This window comes from Devosia sp. (assembly GCF_028290435.1).
Lineage (GTDB): Bacteria > Pseudomonadota > Alphaproteobacteria > Rhizobiales > Devosiaceae > Devosia.
Genome location: NZ_JAQGJV010000009.1, coordinates 185005 through 202240, shown reverse-complemented (window position 1 = coordinate 202240; position 17236 = coordinate 185005). Strand labels below are relative to the sequence as shown.

Annotated in this window: 14 protein-coding genes; 8 read left to right on the top strand and 6 right to left on the bottom strand. The window is 59.7% G+C overall.

What is annotated here, in order from left to right:
• Positions 1-441: 441 nt before the first annotated feature.
• Both JWP26_RS02760 and JWP26_RS02755 read left to right on the top strand, forming a co-directional pair.
• Positions 442-1098, top strand: a complete 657-nt coding sequence (locus tag JWP26_RS02760) for a CHAP domain-containing protein (RefSeq protein ID WP_299723116.1) — start codon at positions 442-444, stop codon at positions 1096-1098.
• Entirely contained in the window at positions 1070-4033 is a 2964-nt protein-coding gene (locus JWP26_RS02755; protein WP_299723113.1) for a caspase family protein, read from the top strand. The genes JWP26_RS02760 and JWP26_RS02755 overlap by 29 nt, the downstream gene beginning before the upstream one ends.
• A gap of 319 nt (positions 4034-4352) precedes the next feature.
• On the opposite strand, the gene JWP26_RS02750 is transcribed toward JWP26_RS02755, so the two are convergent.
• The 5 genes from JWP26_RS02750 to JWP26_RS02730 all read right to left on the bottom strand — a co-directional run bounded on the left by JWP26_RS02750 (position 4353) and on the right by JWP26_RS02730 (position 9610).
• A complete protein-coding gene (locus JWP26_RS02750) occupies positions 4353-5702 on the bottom strand; it encodes an NtaA/DmoA family FMN-dependent monooxygenase (RefSeq protein WP_299723110.1) in 1350 nt (449 codons plus the stop codon).
• Positions 5703-5775: 73 nt separating this feature from the next.
• Entirely contained in the window at positions 5776-6699 is a 924-nt protein-coding gene (locus tag JWP26_RS02745; RefSeq protein ID WP_299723108.1) for a transporter substrate-binding domain-containing protein, read from the bottom strand.
• Positions 6700-6746: 47 nt separating this feature from the next.
• Entirely contained in the window at positions 6747-7553 is an 807-nt protein-coding gene (locus JWP26_RS02740) for an amino acid ABC transporter ATP-binding protein (protein ID WP_299723106.1), read from the bottom strand.
• On the bottom strand, positions 7550-8392 hold the full coding sequence (locus JWP26_RS02735; RefSeq protein ID WP_299723103.1) for an amino acid ABC transporter permease: 843 nt from the start codon (positions 8390-8392) through the stop codon (positions 7550-7552). The genes JWP26_RS02740 and JWP26_RS02735 overlap by 4 nt, the downstream gene beginning before the upstream one ends.
• A 213-nt stretch (positions 8393-8605) precedes the next feature.
• Positions 8606-9610, bottom strand: coding sequence for a LacI family DNA-binding transcriptional regulator (locus JWP26_RS02730; protein ID WP_299723100.1), 1005 nt, complete (start codon positions 9608-9610; stop codon positions 8606-8608).
• Positions 9611-9966: 356 nt separating this feature from the next.
• Here JWP26_RS02730 and JWP26_RS02725 point away from each other — a divergent pair, with 356 nt between their 5' ends.
• From JWP26_RS02725 to JWP26_RS02700, 6 genes are read left to right on the top strand one after another with little or no spacing between them, the layout of a single operon-like run.
• Positions 9967-11082 carry a glycoside hydrolase family 172 protein gene (locus JWP26_RS02725; RefSeq protein ID WP_299723097.1) on the top strand — a complete coding sequence of 372 codons (1116 nt, stop codon included), beginning with the start codon at positions 9967-9969 and terminating at the stop codon, positions 11080-11082.
• Positions 11082-12080 carry an ABC transporter permease gene (locus JWP26_RS02720; protein WP_299723094.1) on the top strand — a complete coding sequence of 333 codons (999 nt, stop codon included), beginning with the start codon at positions 11082-11084 and terminating at the stop codon, positions 12078-12080. Before JWP26_RS02725 ends, JWP26_RS02720 begins: the two co-directional genes overlap by 1 nt.
• A 4-nt stretch (positions 12081-12084) precedes the next feature.
• On the top strand, positions 12085-12924 hold the full coding sequence (locus tag JWP26_RS02715; protein WP_299723091.1) for an ABC transporter permease: 840 nt from the start codon (positions 12085-12087) through the stop codon (positions 12922-12924).
• The gene (locus tag JWP26_RS02710; protein ID WP_299723089.1) at positions 12921-13745 is read left to right on the top strand and encodes an ABC transporter ATP-binding protein; all 825 of its coding nucleotides are present in this window, start codon (positions 12921-12923) and stop codon (positions 13743-13745) included. The genes JWP26_RS02715 and JWP26_RS02710 overlap by 4 nt, the downstream gene beginning before the upstream one ends.
• Positions 13742-14662, top strand: a complete 921-nt coding sequence (locus JWP26_RS02705) for an ABC transporter ATP-binding protein (RefSeq protein WP_299723085.1) — start codon at positions 13742-13744, stop codon at positions 14660-14662. The genes JWP26_RS02710 and JWP26_RS02705 overlap by 4 nt, the downstream gene beginning before the upstream one ends.
• On the top strand, positions 14659-16584 hold the full coding sequence (locus tag JWP26_RS02700) for an ABC transporter substrate-binding protein (RefSeq protein ID WP_299723082.1): 1926 nt from the start codon (positions 14659-14661) through the stop codon (positions 16582-16584). Before JWP26_RS02705 ends, JWP26_RS02700 begins: the two co-directional genes overlap by 4 nt.
• A 48-nt stretch (positions 16585-16632) precedes the next feature.
• On the opposite strand, the gene JWP26_RS02695 is transcribed toward JWP26_RS02700, so the two are convergent.
• Positions 16633-16893 (bottom strand): hypothetical protein, encoded by a 261-nt coding sequence (locus JWP26_RS02695; RefSeq protein WP_299723080.1) that lies wholly within the window; start codon positions 16891-16893, stop codon positions 16633-16635.
• Positions 16894-17236 lie beyond the last annotated feature (343 nt).

Genomic DNA, 17236 nt, shown 5'->3' with positions numbered 1-17236 from the left:
TTTGAGGTGTCACGTCAGGGTTTAGGGTCACTGCGAAAGTGTCACTTCTACCTGCGTTTGACCGTGAAGTTACCGTTACTAGCACGGTGCAAGTGACGTAACGATCGGGTATGCCCTGCTGATGCAAGGATCTTTGCTGATTTGCCCGAACGGCCAAAGGATCTGATAGCTTGCGTAGACAGAATTAGTATTGCTATTAGAGTCAATGTATACGGGAGTCGACACATAGCTCTAACGAACAATGAATTAGCTAAGAACTGTCTACCTATATATTAATTCAGCCTACCGAGAGTGGTTCTTTAGATGTACTCGGTCAGCCCGGCAGAAGTGCAAGGGTTTTAGTAACTAGAGTTCAGAGGCGTTCGTATTGCATCGCCTATTTCTTCGCGATATGTTCTTCAGAATTAATTTCAGGGGTAAGTGATGTTAACACGGAGAAATTTGCTTGCATCTCTGTTGTCATTGCCGGTGATTACAACGAGTCTTGCAGCGGAGAATGATTGGGAAGCCGTTTTAAGGGGGATTACCGCAAACACAAGTGACCCAATATTTTTGGGCGTGAACCCTCTTCCACCAGATGATCCGCATTGGGCTATGGCTATTGAATATCTCGAAACTTCACCAACATATGGCAGGCCCTACGACGTCGCCAAACACCTCGACACCTTCTTGCCGACCGTACTCCGCGAGGAGTGGGACAGTCCTTTTGCGAACCCTCTGATTGTACTGCTATTCGCCGCCACCGGTACCAAACCAGCCGGAGACACAACTGCGTGGTGCGCGGCGTTCATGAGTTGGTGCATCGAGCGTGTCGGCCTTTCCAGTGCTCACAGCGCGGCTTCCAAAGCCTACCGCTCGTTTGGACCAGCCTTGTGGGAAAAGGGGGGCGCTTTTCCCACGGATTTGCCAGCAGGTAGCATTGCCGTTTTTCGAAGCCTATCCAATCCTAGCCACGGCCACGTCGCATTCTATCTAGGAGCCGACCTAAGCTCGGAAAAAGACATTTCAGTATTAGGTGGAAATCAGAGCGATACAATCGGGGTATCGCGCTATCGTCTCGACGGCGATCTTGAGCTTCATTCAATTAGGCAGGGTTAGAGACGCAATGTCAGTCCTTCGGGCGTATGTGGTACTCTGCCTTTTCGCTATCTTGCTCACTGGTGTTTGTGCCCAAGAAGACGCGGTATGGTCAGTCAATCCTGCTTATGAAACAAAGATAGAACCAACCGAAACTGACCTGTCTTTTAATAATTCCGAGGGCGACAAGGTAACTCTATACTCCGAGAGCCACGCTGTTCTAATAATTCAAGGGGCTTACCGGGGGAGCTGGAGTCCCGCGCTCGAAGGTGCCGAGACCAGCCAAAGGCTGTTGGTCAAGGCTTTGGAGGAGCGTAAATTTCACGTTTTGGTATGGAAGGACCTTGATAGCGATGATTTAGACGCCGTAGTAAAAGATGTTGCTGCGAATTACAGTGAGTCTCCAAATGCTCGATTGTTCTTTTACTATTTTGGGCACGGCGTCACGCGAACCAGCATAGGTACTGGTCAGCCGAGTTTTTTTCTGGTTCCTGTCGATGCCCCTTCCTTAGATGAGAAGTCGTTTGTCAGCAAAGCGGTGTCCGGGAGCACCTTGGTCGCGTACTTCGACGCGCTCGGCGTGAAGCACGGGTTCTTTGCATTTGAGGCCTGTCGATCAGGTGGCATAATGAACTCATTAGGCAGCCTCGGTGAGAATGAGGCTGGTTATTTGGTTAGTAACGCATCGCGGACTGTGGCCAGACAGTACTTGACTGCAGGTACTGAGCTTGAGGACATTCCAGCAGATGCGGCATTTAGCGCGGCCTTAGTAGGCGCGTTATCTTCTAAGCAGGCCGACAGCAACGGGGACAACTACATCACTGGCACCGAAGCTGCCGCTTATGTCGCGGGTACCATTCCGAAATTTGACAAAGACGGCCTATATACTAGAGGGCCGGAATACCGCCGGTATCCGGGCCAGTCCAATGGTGACTTTATTTTTGGACCCTATGACCCCAATAATTTCAGCCCGTTCATAAAATCGGGTTCTTCAGTCGGGCTACTTCGGCCTTCGCTTGAGGTCGCTTTCGAAGCTATTGTCGCTCAGCGATACGAAACCGCCGAGAGGAATATCCAACCATTTTTAGATAGTAGTAGTCCAGATGGAGCTCTGGCAATGGCAGCACTGGAGTCGGCCCGTGGAATGCCGGAAAAGAAGGTTCTCCCGTATATCGCTAAAGCAGCAATGCTTGGGCAAATCGATGCGCAGAGAATTATTGGAATCATAAGATTATCTAGGGACTCAAAAATTGATATGATGGGAGACTTGATTTCAGAAGACGATCCGTCAGGGTTCTACGCAGACGATCTTATAGCAGAGCTCACCCAGCTTGATCAAGAATTGGCTGGGTTAGCGGACGTGGAAATAGAGAAACTTGCCGATGCAGGAGATCCATTTTCAATGATGATTTTGCATCACAGCGAACACAAGCAACAGTTGCAGGAGTTTTATGACTCCATTTCCGATGATGGTGAAACCGATAGGTCTCCACCCGAAGAGCAAGTTTCAGAATGGCTAAGAAAAGCGGCAGCACTGGGATATGCACCGGCCAAGTCCCGTCTAGCTCTACTTCAACTCGGGATCGATGTAAGTTCGCCTTGGGATCATGATATTCCACGCCCAGAGTCGCTACCACATCGTGAGCTAGCTCTGCTGGCGGAGGCGGCCGCCGACGGGTACCGCAATGCCGTTTACCTTCTGACACGTTGGCGAAGTCAATCAAATGCCCCTTTCCCGGGCTTGACGGATGATCGTCTGATTGAGCTTGGAGATAGGGTGATTGATCAACCTGAGGATCAATCAAAAAACCCCATTTCTGCCGACGATTTTTTCTTAATCGACCAGGAACAGCCACGGCGAATTGATCAACTGGCCGCGCAAAGCGACCTTTTTGTCTCCATTGCGCCTCCTAGACTTGATTTAGCCGCCTCACGTTTGGCAGAGTTAACCCAACTTATTACCGAGTCCGGTTTCGATCAGTCGTTTTATTCTGAGGTCTATGGTCGCTTTTTCGAAGCGGAAGGCAATCTCAGAGAGGCTCTAGAGCGGTACAAAATCTCCAGTGAGGCTGCCGAAAGCCGAATTGCAAATCTGCTACGTGTGGGCGCGGCATTAGGCTGGGATGCTGATCTTCATTCGCTGGTTGAAGAAGCCATAAAGGAGCTGGATTGCACATATTCCAACTGCGCGGAAATTGTGGATGTTTTCGTTCGGTATAGCGATGGTTTTCTCGCTCAGGAGCTTGCCCGAGCAATGCGCAAGGCCATACAGAATGATGGCCAGTTCCCGCCGAACCCGTCGGGTAGTGGCGACACATATAAGGCCTATGCGACAATCACTGATTTCGTTCTAAATCATGAAAATGGTTTCGACGAGGTCAGCTTTTCTGTTGAGGATTTACGTCCGTTTTTCGAGGCTGCGGTAAAGAAGGGACATTCGGGGGCGGCTCTCTGGCTTGAAAAGCGGGGATTTGAGGTGCCTCTTTCTGAAGAGCGAATTTCCGGCCAGGAGCACGAAAATTGGCAGTTCGTTCGATTTCAGGACGAAGTTCGCGGGATGAACTGCTATGTTACTAGTCAAGAGCCCTTAAGACTTAGCGGCTCTCCAGATCGCAAGCCAAACCTGATCGTTTATACGTTTGGCGAGGCACCAAAAGTTGGGCTTCTGCAGTATAACGCAAACATGGGATTGGATCCTGAAGGGGCAATCGAAGCTGAATGGGACATCGACAACACGCTGTCAGGAGCAGTGAGCGACGCTAAAGAAGGTCGGATGACTTTTGGCGGGCACAATGCCGAGATGGTCATGGCCATGGTGAAGGGAAAGGTGGTCACGATTAAATTCGTTGGTGACGGTGGGCAGCATATCGCAGACACATACTCGCTATTTGGATTTACGGAGGCCTACAGGGACATGGTTCAAGAATGTCCAAACATGACGTCTGCCCTTCAATAGCTTAGGGCGTGAAGTATGATGGTTCCGGCCTTAGCGAGACGCCCCTAATGTGGGATTTTATGGATATCTGACAATCCATTTTCGGACCGACACGATATCGGCGAGGCGGTGATTGCCCGTGCCGACGAGGGTAAAACCGGCCCGCATGGCAGCCGCACGCGAGAGCGCGATCAGTATGCTGAACTACAGGCCCGTAAGGCAGCTCTGGCCTTGCTCGTCGGCCGCAACTTCCATTGACCGGCGATGATCTTGCCCGCGTCAGCCACGACCCTTGATGACTTCCGCACAGGCGGGCGCATAGCGACGAAGCGGCGCCGGCTTAGGATTGCCTCGCGCTGCGTGCCGGAACGTCCAGCCCAAGATGGGAGCGCAGCGTGGTTCCCCCATAGTCTTTGCGGAACAGGCCACGCTGCTGCAGGATCGGCACCACCTCGCTGAAGAACAGGCCCGAGCCTTCGGGATGGAAGGTGGGCATGACCACGTAACCGTCGCAGGCATCCGCGAGGAAACGCGCGGCCATCTGGTCGGCGATCTGTTCCGGGCTGCCGGTCAGGGTCCAGTGACCATCCGAACGGCCGGTGAGCTTGACCAGTTCGCGCAGCGTCCAGCCGTCATTGAGGGTGAGGTCTGCGAAAATCTTGTAACGGCTCTGCCGTCCCTGCACGGCCGAGAGCTCGGGCAGCGCGTCGCGCGGAATAGGCTTGTCGAGGTCGAGCACGCTGAGGTCGACGCCCGGCATATAGCTGTTGAGCTTGCGCAGCGAAGCGCCGATATCGATGAACTCACCCAGTTCGCGCTCCAGCGCTTTGGCTTCGGCCTCGGTGGCTCCGATGATCGGGGTGATCCCCAACAGGATTTTCACCCGCCGCGGATCGCGTCCCGCTGCGGCCACGCGCGCGCGCATGTCACGGGCGAATTCGAGACTGTCTTCGAGCGACTGTTGGGCGGTGAAGACACCTTCGGCGGTATCTGCCGCGAAGCCTCGGCCGATCGGCGAAGCGCCCGCCTGGAACAGCACCGGCCAGCCTTGCGGCGGGCGCTGGATATTGAGCGGCCCGCTGACGTCGAAATACGTGCCATGGAAATCGGTGGGGCGGACATCGGCGCTGTCGGCGAACACGCCGCTGGCGCGGTCGATCTTGAGCGTCTGCTCGTCCCAGCTATCCCACAGTCGCTTGGCGATCTCGACGAACTCGGCCGCCTGCGCATAGCGCACGTCCTGGTCGGGCAGGGGCGCCGCGCCATAATTTTTTTCGCCGGTCGCTGAGGTGACGATGTTCCATCCGGCGCGTCCGCCTGACGCCCGGTCCAACGAGGCGAACTGCCGCGCAATTGTATAGGGCTCCGAGAAGCTGGTGGAGACGCTGGAGACCAGTCCGATGCGGCTGGTGACGGCCGCCAGATAGGATGTCAGCACCAGCGGCTCGAAGGCGTTGAGCACCGGCCCGCTCGATAGTGCGTTGGGTGCCAGCGACGGAATATCGGCAAAAAAGATCGCGTCGATCTTGGCCGCCTCGGCGGCTTGTGCAAAGGCCACATAAAAGCCCGGCGTATTGGCGGCCTCGATATTGCTGGCCGAGCGGCGCCAGGCACCCTGGTGATTGCCGCCACCCGAAACCAGCACGGCAATGTTCATCTGATCGGAGGCGGAGGGGCGAGCTTTGGTCATGGGCAATTACCAAGGAGAAACAGTGAGGGCGCCGGCCGCGGCCGACGCCCGTTGATCGTGTGGGGGAGCCGGATCAGCTCTTGGGCTTGGGCTGCACCCAGTTGGAGGCGTTCTGGCCGATATTGACGCCAGGCGCATCCAGGTTGAGGTCCGAGATATTGTAGGCGGCCAGGATCTCCGCATAGCGGCCATTGGCGAACAGGATTTTCAATGCGGCCTCGATGGCGTTGGCCAGTTCGGTATCGCCCTTGTCGACGATGAAGCCGATATAGAGATCGCCGATTTCGGGCGCCGGGATCAGGATCTGGCCCGGATTGAGGCCGGCGGCCTCGCGGTAGCGGCCGACGGCGGTGGCAGAAATATCGGCCCGCGGCAGGCGGCCCGACTGGATGGCCTGGTCCTTGGCGCTCGCGTCGGGGAATTCCACGAAGGTCACCGGCTTGAGGCCCTTGGCCTCGCACTGCGACAGCGCCTTGGAAATGATATTGGTGGTCCCCTGCACGAGGCCGAGTTCGCGCCCGCACAGGTCGAACACGGTCTTGATATTGTCCTTTTCCGACTCGTCGATCAGCAGCTGGAACGTCAGCCTGGTGTGATCGATGAAATCGACCTCCTCGCGGCGCAGGTCATTATCGCCCAGGTCGCCCAGCGAGACATCGGAGCGGCCCGATTTGACGCCGGCGATCAACTGCTGGAACGGCGCTTCGGTATAAACCGGGGTGAGGCCCAGGATAGCGGAGACCTCGTTGAACAGGTCGATCTCGTACCCGGTGAATTCAGTGGTGCCTTCCTTGAAGAAGGAGTGCGGCGCATAGACGGTCGAGGCGCCCACATTGATCGTTCCGGCATCGCGGATCGCGGCGGGCAGCAGAGCCCGGGCGGCTTCGGCCGCTGCGTCCTGGGCGAAAGCGGGGGCAGACAGCAGCGTGGCGGTCAGAGCGAAGGCCAGGCCGGCTGCATGCAGGGACTTGGTCAGAAACGGTTGAGGTCTGGTCACGGTAAGGCGCTTTCCTGGTGTTGAAGAGTGTGTAGGCGGAGCCGGAGCTAGGCCGCGGCGGTCCGAAAATGGTCTTTGAGAAATTGGGCGGTGCGGGGCTCGCGCGGGCGCAAGAACACCTCGCTCGCCGTTCCGTCCTCGATGATGCGCCCGCCGTCCATGACCGCGACGCGGTCGCCGGCTTCCTGGGCGAAGCGCATTTCGTGGGTGACGACCACCATCGTCATGCCATCGCTGGCCAGGGCCTGCATGACGCCCAGCACTTCGCTGACCAGCTCCGGGTCGAGCGCGCTGGTCGCCTCGTCGAACAGCATCACCCTGGGCTCCATGGCCAGCGCCCGCGCGATGGCGGCGCGCTGTTGCTGCCCGCCCGACAACTGGCTGGGATAGCTGTCGTGTTTGTCGGCTAGCCCGACGCGAGCCAGCAGATCGGTTGCCGCGCGGATCGCCACGGCTTTGGATGTGCCGAGCACCTGCACTGGGCCTTCGATGACATTTTCGATGACGGTACGATGGGAGAACAGGTTGACGTGCTGCGACACCAGGCCCACGCGCTGGCGGAAGCTGGCCGCTTCTCGCGCCGTCCACGGCTTGAGCACGCCGCGGCGCTCGGCATAGCCGACCCTGGTATCGTCGAGCACCAGGGCGCCGCTGTCGAACCCGGTCAACGCATTCAGGCACCGCAGCAACGTGCTCTTGCCGGAGCCGGATGGTCCGATAATGCAGCGCACCTCGCCTTGGGCGATGTCCAGGCTGACATTGTCGAGCACGCGATTGGTGCCGAAATTCTTGGTGAGGTTGCGGATGCGGATCAGCGCGGGGACGGCGGGCTGCTGCGGGGGAATGTAGTTCATCGCGCCACCCCGGCCGAGAACCGGCGCTCCAGAACGGCCTGCACCAGCGTGAACAGCACCGTCAGGGCGAGGTACCAGAGGCTGGCCACGATCAGCAGCGGGATAACCTGGTAATTGCTGGCATAGATGCCCTGGGCACGGGTCATCAGGTCGCCCACCCCCACGACCGAGACCAGAGAGGTCGCCTTGAGCAGGTTGATCATGTCATTGCCGAGCGGCGGAATGATCGACTTGGCGGCAAGAGGCGCCACCACACGGCGAAACGCCTTGGCCTTGGTCATTCCCAGGGCGATGGCGGCTTCCACCTGTCCTGCTTGCACCGACAGGATACCGCCGCGAATGATCTCGCCCATATAGGCGGCCTGGTTCAGGCCCAGGGCGACAAGGCACGCCACGAACGGGCTCAGCAGCGCATTGGTGTCGCCATAAACGCCGATGGAGGTGAAGGGAATGCCCAGCCCGAGCTGCGGCAGGAAGGTGCCCAGATTGTACCAGATCAGGATTTGCACCAACAGCGGCACGGCGCGGAACAGGCCGAGATAGCCGATGGCGACCGTGCGGATCAGCGGATTGGGCGACATGCGCATCAGCGCAACCACGAGCCCACCTACGAGACCAATCAGGGCGGCGCAGAAGGTGATGACAATGGTGGTGACGAGGCCCTGCAGGATGATCGGTGCAGTAAAGAACCTGGCGATCGAATCCCAGCGCATGGCGGAATTGGTGCCGACGCCCCAGGCCACATAGAGGGCGAGGGCCAAGGCGGCGATCCAGACACTCCCATCCAGAACGAGGCGCTTTGCCCCAATGGCAGCATCCTGGACCGGGCGATTTTCCAATAGCTGATCCTGGTTCAGGACCGTCCTAGCCGCCACTTGCCCCACGCGTACTCGCCCACCCTACTTACATCAGATCACTTACTCGATCTACTTAGTAGTGTATTGGCTGGAGGTGTCGAGGAACCGATGCGCGTCGAAACGCGGGCGCGGAGAAAATCATTCCGCATCGCCCATGCGCCATATAGGCGAGCGGGCTACGGGTGCCGCAGGTGGTCACGCACTGTCATGCTGTTGCAGCTCACATTGCAGGACCTCCGAGCGAGGCCCACCGCTGTAAGTCCCGTTCAACCGCTCGATCAACATGGTGCTGGCGCGATGTGCCAGGGCCGAAGGGGCGACGCCAACCCTGGTCAAGGTCGGGCGGGCGTAGCGCATTTCGGGTTGGTTACCGAATACCGCGACCGCGATATCCTTGGGCACAACCAGACCATGGTCATAGAGGCGCGCCAGCCCCGCAATGGCCATCAGGTAGTTGGCGAAAAATATCGCGGTGGGCATGGCATCGCGATGGTTCGCCACCAGCCAGTCGACCGCCGCCTCGCCCGAGGGCGCCAGATAGGTCCCCTCGTACCGAAGGCCTGGATCGACCACGGCTCCGGCCTCGGTTATCCCCTGCTCGAAGCCATCCGCACGCGCCATGGCCTCCGAGAAATAGGATGGCCCGGTGACATGGGCGATGCGGCTGTGTCCCTGGCCGACCAGGTATCGGCCCATGGCCGCGCCACCGCCGAAATCGTCGGCCTTGACGTTGTCGACCGCCTGGTTCGGCAGGTCGCCAATAAACACGGTTGGCATGTCGAGCTTGAGCAAGACGTCGTGCATGCGGTGGAGCGCGAAATTGCCCACGATCAGGCCATCGACGCGCTTGTTGCGGATCTGGCGCAGATATTCGCGATTGTGCTCCTGGGGATGCCCGCCGGGCACGTCCGAGTTGAAGATCATGGTGTCGAGCCCGATGGCCTCGAGATCGGTTTGCGCCGTCTTGACCAGCTCGGTGTAGAACGGATTGAGGATGTCGGGGATCAGCAGCGCCACGATATTGGTGCGTCCCGTGCGCAGACTTTGTGCTTGCGGGTTGGGCGAATAGCCGAGCTCCTCCACGGCCGCGAGCACGCGCGCGCGCAGGTGCGGGGACACGCGATCGGCGTGGTTGAGCACATGCGAAACCGTGGTGCGCGACACGCCGGCAAGCTCGGCAACTTTTGAAATCGTCGTCATGACTGGATCGCTACCACTGAGAAAATCGGTTTGCAAATTGATTTGTGAATGCATTTGCAAAACCAAATTTGCTTGCTATGGTGACTGTGCCGAACGGGTTCCGTTCGTACGTAATGGGTTGCAGCGCGCTTGAATCGGTAGTCAAGCCGGCGGCGCGCAGGCCATTCGGGAGAGAGCAATTGCCAACAATCGACGATAGCGCGTAGCCGCGCGGCTCGCCAATTCTCAGCCAAAATCACGCGACGCCGCGCCCGCGCACCAAGTGCCGGGGACGGTCCAGTTTTGCCCATGCCGTGGCCTGGTGCGCGCCGTGTTCGCGATCGGCTGCACTTTGCCCGCTTCATACGGAACATCAGATGAACGCCCCCTTTTCCGGTCTCGACCTCAATCTCGGCAATCTCTACCGACTCTCGGACGCCAAGACCCGCTCAATATCGCCGGAGAACTTTACCGGCGCCAAGGGTAAAGGCGGCATGGCGACCGAGGGCACCGGCAAAAGCCCCGCTCGAGGCCTCGGGCAGGGCTGGAAGGTGTCGCCGTCAATCGAGATCGCCGCGGGCGAAAATCGGCTATTGGCCGATATCGACGGGCCCGGCGCCATCCAGCAGATCTGGTGCGTGGTGTCCAATGTGCGCTGGCGCAACCTGATCCTGCGCATCTATTGGGACGACCAGGAAACTCCGTCCGTCGAATGCCCGCTGGGCGACTTCTTCGCCTCGGGTTGGAACAGGTTCGCGCAAATCTCCTCCCTTGCCGTCTGTGTCAATCCGGGGCGAGCCTTCAACTGCTACTGGCAGATGCCGTTCAAGAAGCACGCCCGCATCACGCTGGAAAACCGCGATCCCGATGAAGCGGTGATCCTCTACTACCAGATCAACTACGCACTCTCCGACGTGCCGGAGGATGCCGCCTATTTCCACGCCCAGTTCCGCCGCACCAATCCGCTGCCGTTTAAAGAGGATTACACCATCCTCGAAGGCGTGAAGGGCAAGGGGCACTATGTGGGCACCTACATGGCCTGGGGCACCAATAATGCCGGCTGGTGGGGCGAAGGCGAGATCAAGTTCTTCATGGATGGGGACGCCCAGTTCCCCACCATCTGTGGCACCGGGACGGAGGACTATTTCTGCGGCGCCTATAATTTCGACGGTGGCGTCATCGATCCCAACATGACCAGCGCCTATCGCGAATACACCACCCCCTATGCGGGCCTGCCGCAAGTGCTGCGCCCCGATGGCGTCTACCAGAGCCAGACGCGCTTCGGCATGTATCGCTGGCACATCACTGACCCGATCCGCTTCGACGATGACCTGCGCGTAACCATCCAGGCCATCGGCTGGCGTACCGAAAAGAAGGACCGGCGCTACCTGCCGTTGCAGGACGACATCGCCTCGGTCGCCTTCTGGTATCAGACCTTGCCGACTGCGCCATTCCCCGAGCTGGCGCCGGCAGATTATCTCGAAGTCATCTGATGAACCTGCTCCGCTATATCGCTGGGCGGCTGGTGGTCTATGTCCTCGTGGTCATCTTCGCGCTGACGGTGCTTTTCTTTGTGCCGCGACTGGGTCCCACGGACCCGGTCGAGGCCATGTTGGCCAAGGTCGCCTCCCAGGGCGCCTATATGGATGCCGCACAAGTCGATGCGCTGCGCCAGTCGCTGGCCGACACGTTTGGGCTCGATGGCTCGCTCTGGGATCAATACGGCGCTTTCATCAAGCGCATCGTGCTGACCGCCGATTTCGGGCCGTCGCTGTCAATGTATCCCACCCCGGTGATGGAGCTGATCCGCAACGCCCTGCCATGGACCTTCGGGCTGCTGCTGAGTTCGACGCTGATCGCCTGGGTGCTGGGCAATTTCGTTGGCCTGCTGTCGGGCTGGAAGCCCAACAGCACCAGCTCGCGCGTCATGGAAGGCATCGCCATCTGCCTCTATCCGATCCCCTATTACATCCTGGCGCTGCTGCTCTCGATCCTGTTCTCCTACATCTGGAAAATCTTCCCGCTGACCACCACGATCCGTGGCGCGCCGTGGAGTTGGGAGCTGATCACCAGCGTGGTGTGGAACTCATTCCTGCCGGCCATGTCCATCGTCATCGTGGTGTTCGGCTGGTGGGTCATCAGCGTCAAGGCGCAGACCACCGCGCTCAAGGAAGAAGAGTTCGTGCGCTATGCCCGGCTCAAGGGCTTGAGCGACGGGCGCATCCTGTCGCGCTACGTGCTGCCCAACGCCATCCTGCCGCAGATCACCTTCCTCGCGCTGCAGATCGGGCTGATGTTCAACGGCTCGCTGATCACCGAAATCCTCTTCGATTATCCTGGACTTGGCCTCTTGATCTACACCGCCGTGCTGCAGGGCGATTTCAACCTGCTCATGGGGACAATCAGCCTGTCGGTCATCGCCGTGGCCACCGCCACCATGATCATCGATCTGATCTACCCGCTTCTCGATCCCCGCATCCGGCACAGGTAGCATCATGGCAAAGTTTCTCGCTGATGCCCCGTTCCGCCTCTATCTCGGCGTGGTCCTGGTCATCGTCTTCATCATTTTCGGCGGTATCCTGCCGTGGTTCGCGCCCGGCGATCCGCTAGTCTGGTACACCGCCCCGCGCAACCAGAATCCCAGCGCCGCCCATTGGCTGGGTACGACAAGTCTTGGCCAGGATGTGTTCTGGCTGCTGACTTACGCGCTGCGCAATTCGTTGATCCTCGGCCTGATCGTCGCCGGCTTCTCGACGGTGATAGGGGTGTTTCTCGGTCTTGCTGCCGGCTATGCCGGTGGCTGGCTCGATCGGGTGCTGTCGTTCTTCATGGATGCACTGCTCTGCATCCCGACACTCCCGATCCTGATTCTCATGGCCGCATTGTTTGGCGGCCAATTGGCCCTCCCAATCATCGGCTTCGCGCTGGTGCTGTTCAACTGGCCCTATCCGGCCCGCCAGGTCCGCGCCGTGGCGCTCACCATGCGCGAGCGCGAATTCGTCAACGTCGCCTGGTTTTCCGGGGAATCCAGCGTGCGCATCCTCGTGCGCCACATCTTCCCCTATATCGCCGGCTGGTCGGCAGCCAATTTCATCAACACCGTGCTGGTGGGCATTTCCACCGAGAGCGCGCTGGCCGTCATCGGGCTCTCCAGCGCCCAGCAGGCGACGCTCGGCACCATGATCTATTGGGCCATCAATTATCAGGCCCTGCTCGGGGGCAAATACATCTGGATCGGCTCGCCGGTAGTGGCCATCGTGCTGCTGTTCATCGGCCTGTTCCTCGTGTCCTCCGGCGTTTCGATGCGGTCCTCGGCGCGGAGGATGAGCATATGATCACGGTCGACAAAGTCACCGTCGGATACGGGACCACGGGCTTCATCAAGGCCGTCGATGAGGTCAGCCTGACCATCAACGACAACGAAATCCTCGGCATTGCCGGGGAGTCTGGGTCCGGCAAGTCGACGCTGATGCGCGCGGTCTATGGCGATTTCTCCACCGGCCTGCGCATCCAGAGCGGCACCGTCACCGGGCGTTTCGAGGATGCGAGGACCGGCAAGGTCATCGAGGCACCGTCCAGCCAGTTCGCCCCGCTCTGGTGGGACCAGCTCAGCTACATTCCGCAAGGCTCGATGAGCGTGCTCAACCCGCTGATGAAAATCGAGGCCCAGGTCGTCGATGGCCTACCGGCGCGCGAGAGGCAGGGCGGCAGCCGGGCTCTGCGTCAGCGTATCGCCGAGTTCCTTGCCGGCTTCGGCCTCGAGGAAACCGTGCTCGACGCCTATCCGCACCAGCTATCGGGCGGCATGCGCCAGCGCGTGCTGGTGGCCATCGCGGCTTTCGTCAATCCACGGCTCATCCTTGCCGATGAACCCACCACGGCGCTGGACGTCGTGGTTCAGAAAAAGATCCTCTTGATGATGGTCGAAATCCAGCGCCGCCAGCGCAATTCGCTGGTGCTCGTCTCCCACGATCTGGGTGTGCACTACCAGATCACCGACCGGCTGGTGATCATGTACCAGGGCCGGATCGTCGAGCAGGGGCCGACCGCCGAAGTCTTCGCCAATCCCCAGCACGATTACACCAAAAACCTGATCGCCTCGCTGCCGCGCCTCCACGGCAAGCGGGCGGTCGAAGTGGTGGGAGCGCCCGCATGACCGGCGCTCCCATCCTCGAAGTGCAGAACCTCACGCGTGCCTATCGCAAGGGCGGCCTGTTCGGGGGCAGCTCGTTCAAGGCCGTGGACGATGTCTCGTTCACCCTGCCAGCCGAGCCGCAGGTGTTTTCCATCGTGGGCGAATCCGGCTCGGGCAAGACCACGATTGCCCGCATGATCCTGCGTCTGGTCGAGCCCAGCGAAGGCAGCATTCGCCTTCTCGGGCGGCCGCTTTCGGGCAAATCCAGCGATCGCATCGACAACACCGAATTCCGGCGGTTGGTGCAGCCCATTTTCCAGAACCCGTTCGAGGCGTTTAGCGCCTATCTGCCGGTGGAGTTCTATCTCCGCCGCACCGCGCTGAACTTGAAGATCGCGCGCACTGACGCACAGGCCGTTGAGGCGACCGACTTGGCGCTGAAATCGGTAGGCCTCAGCTATGAGCGCATCCGCGGCAAATATATCCGCCAGTTTTCGGGCGGCGAATTGCAGCGCATCAGCGTGGCGCGGGCCCTGATCCCCAAGCCGAAGCTGATCGTTGCCGACGAGCCCGTGTCGATGGTCGACGCTTCGCTGCGCATGTCAATCGTCAACCTGTTCCGCCAGATCGTGGAAGAGCAGGGGGTGTCGTTCATCTACATCACCCATGACCTGTCCACGGCCTATTACCTGTCCGACCAGGTCTCGATCATGAATACCGGCCGCGTCGTGGAAAGCGGCGCGCCCACCCGCATCCTCGACAATCCGACCCAGGCCTACACGCGCGAGCTGATGGCGGCGATCCCCACCGTCGGCCAACGCTGGGGCGAACTTGCCGAAATCGACCGCAAGTTCGGCTACGCCGACACGCGGCAAAAGAGTGCGTCAACGCACCAGACCATCAATCACAACGCTCAATGCGACAGGAGGAAACCATGACGACGACCCAATTCCCGAAACGGCGCGGCCGCAGCACGCTGATGGCCATGGCACTGGCGATCACGCTCGGCGGCACCATGCTGACCACCGCCACCATGCCCAGCTTCGCCCAGCAGATGACCGATGTCGGCACCCCGCGTGCCGAAACGCTCATCGTCGATATGCTTAACGCCCGCGTCGGCAATCCCACCAACATGAACATGTACCAGCAGGGGGTGACCATCAATCAGGGTTACCACCAGATGGCGGGTGCGCTGCTCTATGACATCGATACCGCCAAGGGGAGCCAGATTCCCGATCTCGCCGCCGAAATGCCGGTCGCTAATGCCGATTTCACCGTCTTCAAGGTGGCGTTGCGCCAGGGCCTGACGTGGAGCGACGGGCAGCCGTTCAGCGCCGACGACGTGGTGTTCACCGACCAGATGATCCGCAATACGCCGGCACTGTCCTACAGTTCGGCCTATGCCGCCCAGATCGCCTCGGTGACCAAGGTGGACGCCAATACCGTCGAGATCACCACCACCAAGCCAACGCCACGTCTTGCCATCGTTTTGGGTTCGGTCATCTACGGCAATCCATTCCACGTCGTGCCCAAGCACGTCTGGGAAAAGGAAGATCCGGCGACCTTCACCAATTTCCCGCCGGTCACCATCAGCGCCTACAAGTACAAGGACAGCGATCCCAACGGCACCTGGTTCCTGTGGGAGAAGCGCCAGGACTGGCAGAATTCCGATGTCGGCCAGATCGTCGGCGAGCCCGCGGCCAAATATGTGTTGTTCCGCAGCTATGGCACCGAAGAGCGCCGCGTGCTGGCCATGGCCGCCAACGACATCGATATCCTGACCGACATCTCGCCGGAAAGCCTCGATATCCTGCGCAACCAGAACCCGAAAATCCACGCCTGGTTCAACGACTTCCCCTATGCCAACCTGGATGATCCGTGCGAGCGCGGCATGCATTTCAACACGTCCAAGGCGCCCTATGACGACGCCAAGACGCGGTGGGCCCTGGCTCTGGCCATCAATGCCGAACAGGCCAGCATCGCCACGTTCTCGGGCATGTTGCGCGCCTCCCCGCTGGCCATCCCGCCCACCACGGTGCTGATGGACACCTATCACAAGCCGATGGCCCAATGGCTGGCGGAGTTTGCGCTCGAAGATGGCTACAAGCCGTTCGATCCCGACTATGCGGTGCGCCTTGGGGAGCGCCTGCGCTCGGAGGGCGTCGCGGGCATTCCAGAGGACGCCGAGGCGTTGCGCAACCTGCTCGGCGTCGGCTGGTGGAAGCACGATCCCGAAGAGGCCACCAAGCTGCTCAAGGCGGCCGGTTTCACCAATGACGGCGGCCCCTGGCTGAAACCCGATGGGACGCCGTTCACCATCAACATCCTCGCGCCAGCCGATTTCGAAGTGGAATCCCAGCGTCTGGCCTTTGCCGTGGCCAATGAATGGACCCAGTTCGGCGTCCCCACGCAGGTGCAGCAGATGCAGGCCGGTGCCTTCTTCACCGCCGAAAATACCGGGGATTATGAAGTTGGCTCCTATTGGGGCTCGTCCTGCGCCATCACGCCGGATCTCTTCGTGCGCATGGAAGGGTGGCACAAGGACTATGTGCGCGATAACGGCACGCCATCGTCGTCCAATCAGGCCCGCTATGTCGATGATGAACTCAGCGCCCTGATCGACAAGCTGCGCGCCATTCCGGCCGACGATCCGCAGATCGTGCCACTGGGCACCGACATCCTCAAGGAACTGGTGCAGGGCCTGCCGGCGATCGAAATGTTCGGCACCTCCAAGTTCGTGCCGGTAAACGAGACCTATTGGACCAACTATCCCTCGGCCGAAAATTACTATGAGGGGCCGTGGTGGTGGTGGAGCAATTTCAAGTTCATCGCCGCCAAACTAAAGCCAGCCGCCCAATAGACTCTGAAGGGGAGGCCGTTTGCGGTCTCCCCTTTCGATCCCCCCGACTTACTGGCGGAGCGCCGATGGCGTTTGTCGCATCGGGGCGCGGTAAAGGAGCACGCGCCCCTCCTGGCCGTCGCGTTCCGTGTACGAAACCTCGGCAAAAATGTTCTGCGGTTCCCCCAAGAGGTAGAGCTTGGTGCGCAGAACGCGTTCGGCGGCGGCGATGGGATGGGCAGCGATGGTCCTGACCGGTTTCTCGAAACCGATCCCGCCACCGGCGCCGACGTAACGCGCCACAAAAAAAGTATAAAAGAGATCGGCCATTCATATCCTCGGACGCGAACGATCTATCTGGTGTGTAATCTTGTCAGGCCCGCATGCTTGCCGATGAGGCGCAGCTCTATGCTTGCGGCGAGATCGGATTGGTCCAGGCAGGCCCGTATTTTGCGGCCTTCCAGAGCCCTTCTGATGGCTCTTGCAGCAGGCAAGTGACTGGCGTCGCAGCGCGGCGCGTGCACGCCAATCGTAAGTAGTCGAGGAAGCGGCTGCTGTTTGCGGCGAACAGGCCGCTTCCTCGATAGTTTGGCGCCGTGGAGGTTCGACGCTGCGATTGTTCATCACCGTAGGGCCCACGCGTCACGATGCCGTCACGCGGGCCGATTTGTGT

Bases quoted from the DNA above. Each gene is read 5' to 3' on its own strand.
- JWP26_RS02750 (WP_299723110.1), bottom strand. From the start codon at position 5,702: ATGACCAAAGCTCGCCCCTCCGCCTCCGATCAGATGAACATTGCCGTG.
- JWP26_RS02740 (WP_299723106.1), bottom strand. From the start codon at position 7,553: ATGAACTACATTCCCCCGCAGCAGCCCGCCGTCCCCGCGCTGATCCGC.
- JWP26_RS02730 (WP_299723100.1), bottom strand. From the start codon at position 9,610: ATGACGACGATTTCAAAAGTTGCCGAGCTTGCCGGCGTGTCGCGCACC.
- JWP26_RS02725 (WP_299723097.1), top strand. From the start codon at position 9,967: ATGAACGCCCCCTTTTCCGGTCTCGACCTCAATCTCGGCAATCTCTAC.
- JWP26_RS02720 (WP_299723094.1), top strand. From the start codon at position 11,082: ATGAACCTGCTCCGCTATATCGCTGGGCGGCTGGTGGTCTATGTCCTC.
- JWP26_RS02715 (WP_299723091.1), top strand. From the start codon at position 12,085: ATGGCAAAGTTTCTCGCTGATGCCCCGTTCCGCCTCTATCTCGGCGTG.
- JWP26_RS02710 (WP_299723089.1), top strand. From the start codon at position 12,921: ATGATCACGGTCGACAAAGTCACCGTCGGATACGGGACCACGGGCTTC.
- JWP26_RS02705 (WP_299723085.1), top strand. From the start codon at position 13,742: ATGACCGGCGCTCCCATCCTCGAAGTGCAGAACCTCACGCGTGCCTAT.
- JWP26_RS02700 (WP_299723082.1), top strand. From the start codon at position 14,659: ATGACGACGACCCAATTCCCGAAACGGCGCGGCCGCAGCACGCTGATG.
- JWP26_RS02695 (WP_299723080.1), bottom strand. From the start codon at position 16,893: ATGGCCGATCTCTTTTATACTTTTTTTGTGGCGCGTTACGTCGGCGCC.